12 protein-coding genes are annotated in these 11,377 nt (G+C 70.2%); 4 read left to right on the forward strand and 8 right to left on the reverse strand.

Annotated features, from left to right (window positions below):
* Positions 1-360: 360 nt before the first annotated feature.
* From VF092_06800 to VF092_06810, 3 genes are read left to right on the forward strand one after another with little or no spacing between them, the layout of a single operon-like run.
* Complete coding sequence (locus VF092_06800; protein HEX6746990.1) at positions 361-1,251, forward strand: metallophosphoesterase; 891 nt, start codon at positions 361-363, stop codon at positions 1,249-1,251.
* Positions 1,248-1,433 (forward strand): hypothetical protein, encoded by a 186-nt coding sequence (locus tag VF092_06805; protein ID HEX6746991.1) that lies wholly within the window; start codon positions 1,248-1,250, stop codon positions 1,431-1,433. Before VF092_06800 ends, VF092_06805 begins: the two co-directional genes overlap by 4 nt.
* A 6-nt stretch (positions 1,434-1,439) precedes the next feature.
* Positions 1,440-2,801, forward strand: coding sequence for a hypothetical protein (locus VF092_06810; GenBank protein ID HEX6746992.1), 1,362 nt, complete (start codon positions 1,440-1,442; stop codon positions 2,799-2,801).
* Between the two features lie 171 nt (positions 2,802-2,972).
* Here VF092_06810 and VF092_06815 read toward each other — a convergent pair whose 3' ends face one another.
* The 8 genes from VF092_06815 to VF092_06850 all read right to left on the reverse strand — a co-directional run bounded on the left by VF092_06815 (position 2,973) and on the right by VF092_06850 (position 9,604).
* Complete coding sequence (locus VF092_06815; protein HEX6746993.1) at positions 2,973-3,413, reverse strand: response regulator; 441 nt, start codon at positions 3,411-3,413, stop codon at positions 2,973-2,975.
* A gap of 152 nt (positions 3,414-3,565) precedes the next feature.
* Positions 3,566-3,835, reverse strand: coding sequence for a DUF5985 family protein (locus VF092_06820; protein HEX6746994.1), 270 nt, complete (start codon positions 3,833-3,835; stop codon positions 3,566-3,568).
* Positions 3,820-4,077 carry a DUF5985 family protein gene (locus VF092_06825; protein ID HEX6746995.1) on the reverse strand — a complete coding sequence of 86 codons (258 nt, stop codon included), beginning with the start codon at positions 4,075-4,077 and terminating at the stop codon, positions 3,820-3,822. The genes VF092_06820 and VF092_06825 overlap by 16 nt, the downstream gene beginning before the upstream one ends.
* On the reverse strand, positions 4,077-4,460 hold the full coding sequence (locus VF092_06830; GenBank protein HEX6746996.1) for a hypothetical protein: 384 nt from the start codon (positions 4,458-4,460) through the stop codon (positions 4,077-4,079). The genes VF092_06825 and VF092_06830 overlap by 1 nt, the downstream gene beginning before the upstream one ends.
* 231 nt (positions 4,461-4,691) lie before the next feature.
* Positions 4,692-5,120 (reverse strand): DUF2442 domain-containing protein, encoded by a 429-nt coding sequence (locus VF092_06835; GenBank protein ID HEX6746997.1) that lies wholly within the window; start codon positions 5,118-5,120, stop codon positions 4,692-4,694.
* Complete coding sequence (locus tag VF092_06840; GenBank protein ID HEX6746998.1) at positions 5,107-5,316, reverse strand: DUF4160 domain-containing protein; 210 nt, start codon at positions 5,314-5,316, stop codon at positions 5,107-5,109. The genes VF092_06835 and VF092_06840 overlap by 14 nt, the downstream gene beginning before the upstream one ends.
* A gap of 313 nt (positions 5,317-5,629) precedes the next feature.
* Positions 5,630-7,840, reverse strand: coding sequence for a sodium-translocating pyrophosphatase (locus VF092_06845; protein ID HEX6746999.1), 2,211 nt, complete (start codon positions 7,838-7,840; stop codon positions 5,630-5,632).
* Between the two features lie 240 nt (positions 7,841-8,080).
* Entirely contained in the window at positions 8,081-9,604 is a 1,524-nt protein-coding gene (locus tag VF092_06850) for an amino acid permease (GenBank protein HEX6747000.1), read from the reverse strand.
* A gap of 586 nt (positions 9,605-10,190) precedes the next feature.
* Between VF092_06850 and VF092_06855 the strand changes: the two genes are divergently transcribed.
* Positions 10,191-11,213, forward strand: coding sequence for a bifunctional oligoribonuclease/PAP phosphatase NrnA (locus tag VF092_06855; GenBank protein ID HEX6747001.1), 1,023 nt, complete (start codon positions 10,191-10,193; stop codon positions 11,211-11,213).
* Positions 11,214-11,377: the final 164 nt, after the last annotated feature.

The raw sequence follows: 11,377 nt of genomic DNA on the forward strand, positions 1-11,377 counted from the left end.
GCTTCAAGGCACGTCTGGCGGCCAAGGTGGCGCTGCACAACTTCTTCATCTGGATGAATCGCAAGCATGCGCGCCCTGCACTTCAGTTTGCGGATTTGCTCGCTTGGTGAATCCCACCAAGCGTTGAATTCGCGGCAACAACCACACGAAGTCCGCCTTCGCGGACTACTGGCGGCGGTGTGGACGAGGTGGTGGCGCGCGCGACGGGCTTCGGGTGAGACGCCGTCGAACGTCCGCGAAGGCGGACTGTGTGCCGTCGCAGCCGCGAGTTTACTCGCATCGTCTCCATTCTGGCACGCGCGTCGCATCTTCACCCGCAGTTCGCGCGGGAGAAACGTTGACCCGAAGCCCGGCCGCCGGTTGATCACGCTCCTCCACGTCTCGGACCTGCACTTCGGGCCGCCGTACCTGCCGCACGTGGGCGAGGCGGTGCAGGCGTTCGCGTCGCGGCTGACGCCGACGGCCATCATCGCCTCGGGCGACTTCACCCAGCGCGCCAAGCCCGAGCAGTTCGCCGCCGCGCGCGCGTTCCTGGACCGTTTTCCCGACGTGCCCACGGTGGTCACGCCGGGGAACCACGACGTGCCGCTGTACCGCTTCGCCGAGCGGATGCTGGAGCCGTATCGCCACTACCGCGCGCACATCCAGCGGGAGCTCGACACGGTGACGAAGATCCCGGGCGCCACCATCGTGGCGCTGAACTCCACCGCGCCGCACAGCGCCATCACCAACGGCCGCATCCACCGCTGGCAGATCGAGCTGGCGCGTGAGGCGTTCGAGGGGCTGCCGGACGGCGAGCTGCGCATCGTCGTCGCCCACCACCACTTCGCCCCGCCGCCGGACTGGGAGGGCGGCGAGGTGATGCCCAAGGCGCAGCGCGCGCTCGACGCGTTCACGGCCATGAAGGTGGACATGATCATGGGCGGGCACCTGCACCGCGCCTACATCGGCAACTCGCTCGACGTGTACGCCGGCGCCGACCGCGAGCACGGGATCGTGATCGTGCAGAGCGGCACCTCGACCAGTCGCCGGGGCCGCGCCCGCGAGGCGGAGAAGAACTCGCTCAACGTGCTGCGCCTGGACGGCGACACCATCCGCGTCACCCACTACATGTACTTCGACGACGCGAAGGACTTCATCCCCACCAGCCGCCACCTCTTCTTCCGCCGCGGCCGTCCGCCGCTGGACGCGAGGGGGCGGATGGAGGTGGAGGCCATCTTCACCGACGACCGCGAGGAGCCGCGCCCATGAGCGAGCGTACCGTGCCCGTGCGGCGCATCGCCGCCGCCGTGGGCGCCGCGCTGGTCGCCGGCGCCGCGGCGGTCTACGTCACCCGAATCCTGCGCGAGCGCGCGCGGACGGCCGGCGGAGGCCGTGGGCCCACGGCGGGCCGGCCGCTGCGGCTGGTGCGCGGCGGGGCGGGGGAGGGCTGAGGCGCCATGGCGCGCTCGCGCGGGGTCCGGCTGCTTTCGTGGATGCTGGGGGGCGTGCTCCTGGGCGTGCTCCTGGCCTTCCTCGTGGCCAACATCGTCGCCCGCACCAGGCCGGGCCACGAGTGGGTGCTGCGGCAGACGCTCACGGCGCTCGGCGGGTCCATCAAGGGCGGCAGGCTGGTCGTCGCCCGGGTGGAGGGGAACCTGTTCGAGGGGGCGAAGCTGTACGGCATCTCCCTCCGCGACACGCAGGGCCGCGCCTTCATCCTGGCCGACAGCGCGTTCGCCGAGTACGACGTGCGCACCCTGCTGTCGCCGAAGATCGTGATCGACTCGCTCACGCTCTACCGCCCGCGCATCTGGGTGTTCAAGATGCCGGGCGACTCGCTCTGGAACTATCAGGCGATCTTCGCCGACACCACGCCGGTCGACACCACGCGCCCGCACGTGGAGCGCTCCACCGACATGGCCTTCGTGCGCCTGGTCGACGGCACCGTGCGCGTGGAGACCCCGTTCCGCGCCGACACCACGCTCCCGCCCGCCGCGCAGCGCCGGCAGATCCGCCAGTTCCTGACCGACACGTCCGACGTGGTGATCCGCCCGGTGAACGGCGGCTACGTGCGCACGGTGGACCTCCGGCAGGTGAACGGCGTGCTGACGCAGGTGCGCTTCGCCCCCGGCTCGGAGCTGGGAACGCGCGCGCGGATCGACTCGCTGCGCACCAACATCCACTTCTACCGCAAGCCCATCGTCGTCACCCACCTGCAGGGCCAGTTCGCGCTCCCCGGCGAGGAGATGAGCAGCACCGGGTACGCGCGCTACCGCGGGGTGAAGACGGGGTTCGCGGAGTTCGACCTGCCGGTGGCGCGGATGCCGCACTCGAAGATGGCCGTCTCGGGCGTGGTGCGCTTCGACAACTACCCGGAATGGTTCAACCCCGCCCAGGGGCCGATGTACGACGTGGCCCTGCGCGGCGACTCGGTGAGCTTCCGCGACTTCCAGTGGCTGTACCGCCGCTTCCCCAACACGCTGGGCGGCTCGATGAACCTGCTGATCGAGACGCGGCCGGGGGGGATCATGATCGACGCGCGCAACGCCCACCTGCGCGCACCGCAGACGCGGATCGACGGCAACTTCGGGATGATCCTGGGCGACACCATGCAGTTCGTCGACGTGAACGTGGAGATGCGCCCGATCCGCGTCTCATTGATCGAGCGGATGCTGCCGGACGGGTTGCCGGTGCGCGGCCTCGTGCTGGGCGGCGTGGAGATCCGCGGCAACAACGCCCCCGCGCGCCCCGACCAGGACCGCTCCGACACCACGGAGACGACCCCGCCCCGCCGCGCGCCGTCCTCCACGCGGCGATGAAATCGAAAAAAGAATTTCTCACGCAGAGTTAGCAGGGTCAGCAGAGGAACTGCAGTTCTCTGCTGACTCTGCTGACTCTGCGTGAGACAATAAGATCGTTTGGGTTGAGATAGAACGGACGAAGCGCGCCGGAGATGGCTCCAGCGCGCTTCGATGTTTCGGCGATTGCGCTCAGTCGATGGCGACGGCGCGGGGCCCGACGGCGGCGAACCCGACGTGCGTGGGAACCCAGGGCTCGTCGGCGGGGCCGATCACCCGGCGCACCACCTCGCGGATGCGCACCAGGTCGCACGGCTTGCTGATGTGCCCCGCGAACCCCTCGTGCAGCGACCGCGACTCCGGCCACGACACCACGTCGGCGGTGACGGCCACCACGGGAATCGTGCGCGTCCGCGGGTCGCGGGAGAGGAGACGGAACGCCGCGGCGCCGTCGACCTCGGGCATGCGCATGTCCATCAGCACCAGCGACGGGTGCTCGCTCCGCGCCGCCAGGTAGGCCTCGCGGCCGTCGCTGGCGTGCAGCACGGAATATCCCGCGTGCTCCAGGTACAGGCCCGCCAGGACGTGCTGGTCGGGGTCGTCGTCGACGATGAGCACGGACTTCATCGCCATCGGTTGCGCTCCGCGTTGCTCACGGGCCGGGGGGGCCGGAGGCGCTTCCAGCTTGTGCAGGGGAAACCCAATCTACGGCGTGGACATCCGAGTACAAGACTTTCGTGCGGCCTGCCGGGCGTGCTACGGCCGCGCGTGGCAGGGGAGCTGGATCACCCCGAGCGGTTCTTGTCGATCACCGCGAAGAGAATGAGGACGAAGGCCAGCAGCCGCAGCGCGTAGATCCAGATCGCGCCCTCCTGCCCCGGGTGCGCCAGGAGCGTCAGCACTGCGCGCTGCACGGCCAGCAGCCAGAACGCCGCGGCGAAGATGGCGAACAGCCGGTCGCGGGTGTCGCGCCAGAAGCGGAGGAAGAACAGCCCCGCCACCAGGTACGCCATCACCATGGCGCCCGATACCAGCGCCTTCAGCGCGTCTCCCATACCAGCCCGTAGACCAGGACCAGCAGCCCCGCCAGCGCGGGAAGCGAGCGCCAGAGCGACAGGTCCACGTCCGGCGCGATCCGCACGTCGACGAACAGCAGCACGTTGTTCAGCGCCAGCCCCACGAAGCACAGCCCCACCCACAGCAGCAGCCGCACGCGGCCGCGGAAGTACCCGCGCAGCAGCAGCGCCGCGCACGCCGCGCTGGTCAGCGCGCAGAGCACGTAGACGAGGGTCGCCATCACTCCTTCCTCAGCCGGAACGCGTCGGCCAGCGAGCGCACGGGGTCCGCGCGCCGGGCGAACAGTTGCTTGATGACCGCCGCGCGGTTGGCGCGGTACGCCTCCGCCAGCCGCTCGACCAGGGCCGCGTGCGCGCTCGCGGCGGCGTAGCGGTACGTCGGCGGCGATGCACCGTCGCCCGCCGCGAAGCCGTGCGCCTGCAGCCGCTCCAGCGTGCGCGCGGCCGACTGGGGGACGGAGAAGAGCGCCTGGCTCAGCGCCTCGGCGGTCCAGCCGCGCGCGGGGTCGGCGCGCAGCAGCATCAGCGCGTCGAGCTGCTCCGCGCTCTCCACGTGCTCGGCCAGGAACCGCAGGACTTCGTCGGGGATCTCCGGGTCGGGCAAGTCTCTCCGAAGGCCGCGTGCACGGCGCGTACCGAAGGCCGGAACGGCGAAACGGTCGCGCGGCACCGGCGGTGCAGGGGCCGCAAGGCGATGGTCGGTCGGCGCGCAAGGCTCCGCCCGCGCCCGACGACGCATCCTGCGCACCCTCGGGGAATCAGGGTCCCTTCGCCGCACCCGCCGTGTTACATCTCCTCGCTTCTGCGTGAGACGTCGAGCCGCGCAGGTTGTTGCTTACGCCACGTCCCGCTTGCGGGGGCGTCCGCCCTTGCGGCCGTTCTCGCGCGCGGCCCGCGCCTTGGCCGGGCTGGTGCGCCCGCCCAGGTACTTGGGCGCCCACGCCGCCATGTTGACGACGTGGGCGATGATCCCGGGCACGTCGATGTGCACGTCGGCGTCGGGCCAGTGCAGCACGCTGCCGCCGGACTCCACCCGCACCGTGGCCAGCTCGTCGGCGGAGAGCCCGGCCAGCTCGCGCTCGGACGCGGCGCGGAACCCCACCAGCCCGCCGTCGGCGAGCTCCAGCAGCACCCGGCCCGACTCGGCGTCGTAGCGCGCCGAGGTCGCGCGCGGCTCGTTTGCGTCGGCCAGCGCCGCGCGCCGGCGGGCGCCATCGAGCTGGGCCAGGATCTGCGCGTCGGACAGCCGTTCAGTCTTGCTCATGGATCTCCTCCCAGCAGTTCATGAGATAGTCGGCCGCGTCCTCCACCAGCCGCACCGCCTTCACCACGTGCTTCGGGCGCATCCGGCGCAGCTCGCGGACGCCCACCGGCACCAGGTCCAGTACCACATGCTCCTCGTAGCCCGAGCAGTACACGTGCACGTGCGGCGGTTCGTGGTCGCGAGTGCGGATAATCACGCGGTACCCATCCACCCTCAGCACCGTTGCCATAGAATAACCCATCGCTAGGTTAATGTCAATGACCAGGAACGCCCCAACGATAGTCCAGAACATCTGGTACGCAAGGGCGTAAAATACTCGCTAAATTGATCTGGCGGTGTCCTCATAGGGGCTGTGCTGCAGGACAGGTAAGATGTTGTGGTGGAACGGGTTATCTCACCATGCCTCCGGTGCGCGGATCAGTTCTGGCAATCCCTCTACCGATGGTGACGCAGAAGGCCCGGCGGGGGCGAACCCCGCCGGGCCTTGCGATGTCGCGATTCGGGAACGTTCAGCGCACCAGGGCCACCGGCGCGTCGACCTGCGCGGCGGGCGCCATCGCCGCCGGCTCCGGCGTGACCGGGGCGGGCGGTGCGACCACGCGCTCGGCCGCGATGTGCGGCGCGATCACCAGCGACACGATGGACATCAGCTTGATCAGGATGTTCATCGACGGGCCGGAGGTGTCCTTGAAGGGGTCGCCCACGGTGTCGCCGGTCACGGCCGCCTTGTGCGCGTCCGAGCCCTTGTACACCGTCTGCCCCTCGATCTCCACGCCCTTCTCGAAGCTCTTCTTGGCGTTGTCCCACGCGCCGCCGGCGTTGCTCTGGAACATGGCCATCAGCACGCCCGAGACGGTCACGCCCGCCAGCATCCCGCCCAGCACCTCCGGCCCCATCGTGAAGCCGACGATCACCGGCGCCAGCAGCGCGATCGCTCCCGGCGGCACCATCTCGCGGATGGCGGCCTGGGTGGAGATGGCCACGCAGCGCTCGTACTCGGGCTTCCCCGTGCCCTCCATGATCCCCGGGATCTCGCGGAACTGGCGGCGGACCTCCTGCACCATGCTCATCGCCGCGCGGCCCACCGCGCTGATGGCCAGGGACGAGAAGATGAAGGGGATCATCGCGCCCACGAACAGCCCGCCCAGCACCCGCGCGTTGGAGATGTCGATGCGGTCGATGTTGGCCGTGCCCATGAACGCCGCGAACAGCGCCAGCGAGGTGAGCGCGGCCGAGGCGATGGCGAAGCCCTTCCCCGTGGCCGCCGTGGTGTTCCCCACCGCGTCGAGGATGTCGGTGCGCTGCCGCACCTCCTTGGGCAGCCCGCTCATCTCCGCGATGCCGCCCGCGTTGTCGGCGATGGGGCCGAACGCGTCGATCGCCAGCTGCATCGCCGTGGTCGCCATCATCCCCGCCGCGGCGATGGCCACGCCGTACAGCCCGGCAGCCTGGTACGAGCCGATGATCCCCGCTGCCAGCACGATGATGGGTGCCGTGGTCGACTCCATCCCCACCGCCAGGCCGCCGATCACGTTGGTGGCATGCCCCGTCGACGACTGGCGCACGATGGAGCGCACCGGGCGCCGGCCCATGGCCGTGTAGTGCTCGGTGATCAGGCTCATCAGCGTGCCCACCACCAGGCCGATCACGACGGCCACGAAGACGCCCATCGAGGTGAAGGGCGTGGAGTCCGCGCGCCGCAGCGACATCTCCCCCGCGGGAAGGATCCAGCGGATGAGGAAGAAGGAGGCGATGGCGGTGAGGAGGATCGACGCCCAGTTCCCGATGTTCAGCGACTGCTGCACGTTGCCGTTGTCGTCCTTCACCCGCACCAGCAGGATGCCGGCGAGCGAGAAGACGATCCCCATCGCCGCGATCAGCATGGGGAGGAGGATGGGCGAGAGGCCCATCACCGGGTCGTCGAAGCGCCCCACCTGCACCTCGCGGCCGAGCACCATCGTCGCGAGGATCGTGGCCACGTAGCTGCCGAACAGGTCCGCGCCCATCCCCGCCACGTCGCCCACGTTGTCGCCCACGTTGTCGGCGATGGTGGCCGGGTTGCGCGGGTCGTCCTCGGGGATCCCCGCCTCGACCTTCCCCACCAGGTCGGCGCCCACGTCGGCCGCCTTGGTATAGATGCCGCCGCCCACGCGCGCGAACAGCGCGATGCTCTCGGCGCCCAGCGAAAAGCCGGTGAGCACCTCCAGCGCGCGCGCCATGCTGGGCCCCGAGGGCGGCGCGTCCTTGGCGAAGATCATGTAGAGGACGATGAACATCCCCCCCAGCCCCAGCACCGCCAGCCCGGCCACGCCCATTCCCATCACCGACCCGCCGGCGAAGGAGACGTCGAGCGCGCGCGCCAGCCCGGTGCGGGCGGCGTTGGCGGTGCGGACGTTGGCCTTGGTGGCCACCGTCATCCCGATGAAGCCGGCCATGATCGAGAACAGCGCCCCGATCACGAACGACACCACGATCAGCGGGCTCGAGTTCTCGCTGGTGGACCCCAGGAAGAAGAGGCCGATGGCCGCGACGACCGCGAACACCGCGAGCACGCGGTACTCGGCGAACAGGAAGGCGCGCGCGCCGGAGGAGATGTGCCCCGCGATCTCGCGCATGGTCTCGCTGCCGGGGTCCTGCCGCGTGACCCACGCCGAGCGCCAGAGGGTGTAGATCAGGGCCACCGCGCCCAGCGCGGGGACGAGATAGACGTGCCAGGTCATGTGTGGTCTGCGGAAATGCGAAAGCCCGGCGTACCCGACCCCCTTTCCGCGGGGGGCGCGCACGCGCTGCTGGTGGTCCTCTGCGGCCGCCGGCGGGGAGCGCCCCACTGCGGCGGCCCGTGAAGATATCCGGGGAACGCCCGCGCGCCAGTCCCCCCCACCCGTTTTCGTGCGGAAACGAACCCGGGCCCGCCGCGTGGGCGGGCCCGGGCCCGGTTCACCGCGCCGTCGCCCTGCGGGTCAGGAGCGGGGGCGCTCGTCGCGCGAGCGGGTGTAGCTGTCGCCCTCGGGCGGGAAGTCGGCCGAGCGCGACATGTGGCCGGTGCGCTGCAGCACGCTGTGGGTGCGGCTGTACAGGAAGTAGATGGCCAGGCCGATCACCATCCAGATGATCAGGCGCAGCCAGGTGTCGCCCGGCAGCGAGGCCATCATGTAGCCGCAGGTGAGGATCCCCAGGATCGGCACCAGCGGCACCAGCGGCGTCTTGAAGGGACGCTCGCGGTTGGGCTCGGTGTAGCGCAGGTAGATGATGCCGCCGCAGACGATGACGAAGGCCAGCAGGGTGCCGATCGACACCAGCTCGCCCAGCACGCCGATGGGGAAGAGCCCCGCGATCACCGCCGCCACCACGCCGGTGATGATGGTGGTGATGTAGGGGGTGCGGAAGCGCGGGTGCACCTTGCCGAACGCTGCGGGAAGGAGCCCGTCGCGCGACATCGAGTAGAAGATGCGCGGCTGCCCCATGAGCATCACCAGCACCACCGAGGCCAGGCCGGCGATGGCGCCGATGTTGATGAAGTAGGTCAGCCAGCGCAGCGCCGGGCCGGCCGCGTCGATGGCCACGAACACCGGGTGCGGCACGTTCAGCTTGGTGTAGTGCACCATTCCCGTCATCACCAGCGACATCAGGATGTACAGCACGGTGCAGATGGCCAGCGAGCCCAGCATGCCGATGGGCATGTCCTTCTGCGGGTTCTTGGCCTCCTGCGCCGCGGTGGAGACGGCGTCGAAGCCGATGTAGGCGAAGAACACCACCGCCGCGCCGCGCACGATCCCGCTGATCCCGTAGTGCCCGAACTCGCCGGTGTTGGGCGGGATCATGGGGCTCCAGTTCTCCTTGTGCACGTACTGGAAGCCGAAGAAGATCACCATCAGCACGATGGCCGTCTTCACCACCACGATCACGTTGTTGAAGCGGGCCGACTCCTGGATGCCGATCACCAGCAGCGTGGTCATCAGCAGCACCAGCACCACCGCGGGGATGTTCATGAACGCCCCGGTGCGCTGGATGTGCCCCTCGACCAGCGCGAAGGGCGCGGAGGAGAGCGCGGTGGGGATGGAGATCCCCAGCTCGTTGAGGAAGGCGGTGAAGTATCCCGACCACCCCACGGCCACCGTCGACGCCCCGAACAGGTACTCCAGGATCAGGTCCCACCCGATGATCCACGCGATCAGCTCGCCCAGCGTGGCGTAGCCGTAGGTGTACGCGCTGCCGGCGATGGGGATCATGGCGGCGAACTCGGCGTAGCACAGCCCGGCGAACAGGCACCCCAGGCCGGCCACGACGAACGAGATCCAGATGCCCGGCCCGGCGTACTGCGCCGCGGCGCTGCCGGTGAGCACGAAGATCCCCGCGCCGATGATGGCGCCGATGCCGAGCAGCACCAGGTTGCTCGCCGAGAGCGCGCGTTTGAGGCTGTGCTCGCCCTCGCTGAACGCGTCCTGCCGCAGCTCGTCGATGGACTTGCGAGCGAAAAGGCTCATGGAGGCTCCTGTGGAGGCGGAAGCGGCTGGCGGCGTCCGCCGTGGGGGTTGGCCGGGCGCCGCGTGCGTGCGGCGCGCCGCGTTCGGGTCCCGCCCTGGGGACCGTTCGGATGTCCGTCCGGGGGATGCGCGTGCGTCCGCCGGCGGGGGTGCTGCGTGGCTCGCGGGGGCGCCCGCTGGTCCAATCGGGGCGCGTTGCGTCTCGGAAAGGCAAGCAAACTGGCGCCGCCCGGCCACTCCGTCAAGCGCGCCCCGCCGTCCGCGCGCGCGGACGCCGGTCCATTCCCCGCCAGGGCGCGTGTCGGGCGACCGTGAAGACACCCGCGAGCCGCCGCGGAGTTCCACGGATCCACGCCGGGACGCGACGCAAAATGTCGCCCTGCCTGGATCCGCGCGCGATCCGGGCGTCCGGGACGGCGCCGCGTGGCGCACGGGCAGGCGTGGTCGTCATTGGACCGGGCGGGGTCGGCCGGGAGGAGCGCCGCGCGGCGCGCACCCATGGGATGCGATACGGATTGCGCGCGGCGGGTGCGGCATGTAGCATCCGTGCTTCTCATCACCCCCGGTCTTCCCGTCACGAGCCCCGATGGCGCAACGCGGCCTGCTGGACGTTCCCGACTCCCGTTCCTTCACGCTGCGGCGCGTGGCGCAGCGGCTGCTGGGCGTGCGCCGCGTGGTGCTCACCACGCACGTGAACGCCGACGGCGACGGGTGCGGCTCCGAGGCGGCGGCCGCCGCGTGGCTCGAGGAGAACGGGATCGAGGCCACCATCGTCAACCCCACCGAGTTCCCGCAGACCTTCCGCTTCCTCCTGCACCGGCAGGACGTGGTCGCGGAGATGGGGAGCTCCGAGGCCGACGCGGCCATTGACGCGGCCGACCTCTTCCTGGTGCTCGACACCGCCGAGCCGCAGCGCGTCGGCGGCCTGGCGCCGCGGCTGCCCAGGGACAGGACACTCGTGGTGGACCATCACCCTGCCGGGCGCGAGGTGGTGGGCGACACGGCGGTGCAGGACCCGTCCGCTGCGGCCACGGGCGAGATGGTGTACGACCTGATCCGCGTCACCGGCGACGAGGTGCCGGCGGTGGCGGCGCTGGGCGCGTACGTGGCCATCGTCAGCGACACCGGCTCGTTCCGCTACAGCAACACCACGCCGCGCGCGCACGCCGTGGCGGCCGACCTGCTGGGGCGGGGGATCGACCCCGAGGTCGTCTACCGCCGCCTGTTCGCCACGGCGCCGCTGCGGCGGCTGGAACTGCTGCGCGAGGCGCTCAGCACGCTGCAGTTCGACGAGGAGGTGGGGCTGGCGTGGATGCTGGTGACGCGCGAGACGGCGGACCGGCTGAACGCCGACGGCGAGGACTTCGACGGGCTGATCGAGCACGCGCGCTCCATCGCCGGCACCGAGGTGGCGCTGCTGTTCAGGGAGACGGAGGACGGGAAGACGAAGATCTCCTTCCGCTCCAACGGCCACGCCGACGTGAACCGGATGGCCCGGAAGTTCGGCGGCGGTGGGCACGTGAAGGCCGCCGGCGCGCTGGTCGACGGCCCCGCCGAGGCCATCGCGCCGCCCGTGATCGCCTCCGTGCGCGAGTCGCTGCGGGGGTAGAGATCGGAAAAGAAGGTCTCTCACAGCAGGCGTTCGACAGCACCGTTTTACACGTTGGCCATAAGAGGTTGAACAGCAACAAGATACAACAAGACCCCGTCGGACGCGTGTACAACGCGTCCGGCGGGGTCTGAATCGAGGCAAGTGCTTACACAGGTGTAACT

The sequence above is a fragment of the Longimicrobium sp. genome, assembly GCA_036377595.1.
Taxonomy (GTDB): Bacteria; Gemmatimonadota; Gemmatimonadetes; order Longimicrobiales; family Longimicrobiaceae; genus Longimicrobium.

What these genes read in the sequence shown, in the direction of transcription:
- VF092_06820 (HEX6746994.1), bottom strand. Translation starts at nt 3,835, where the DNA reads ATGGGAGACGCGCTGAAGGCGCTGGTATCGGGCGCCATGGTGATGGCG.
- VF092_06855 (HEX6747001.1), top strand. Translation starts at nt 10,191, where the DNA reads ATGGCGCAACGCGGCCTGCTGGACGTTCCCGACTCCCGTTCCTTCACG.
- VF092_06805 (HEX6746991.1), top strand. Translation starts at nt 1,248, where the DNA reads ATGAGCGAGCGTACCGTGCCCGTGCGGCGCATCGCCGCCGCCGTGGGC.
- VF092_06825 (HEX6746995.1), bottom strand. Translation starts at nt 4,077, where the DNA reads ATGGCGACCCTCGTCTACGTGCTCTGCGCGCTGACCAGCGCGGCGTGC.
- VF092_06850 (HEX6747000.1), bottom strand. Translation starts at nt 9,604, where the DNA reads ATGAGCCTTTTCGCTCGCAAGTCCATCGACGAGCTGCGGCAGGACGCG.
- VF092_06815 (HEX6746993.1), bottom strand. Translation starts at nt 3,413, where the DNA reads ATGGCGATGAAGTCCGTGCTCATCGTCGACGACGACCCCGACCAGCAC.
- VF092_06835 (HEX6746997.1), bottom strand. Translation starts at nt 5,120, where the DNA reads ATGAGCAAGACTGAACGGCTGTCCGACGCGCAGATCCTGGCCCAGCTC.
- VF092_06810 (HEX6746992.1), top strand. Translation starts at nt 1,440, where the DNA reads ATGGCGCGCTCGCGCGGGGTCCGGCTGCTTTCGTGGATGCTGGGGGGC.
- VF092_06845 (HEX6746999.1), bottom strand. Translation starts at nt 7,840, where the DNA reads ATGACCTGGCACGTCTATCTCGTCCCCGCGCTGGGCGCGGTGGCCCTG.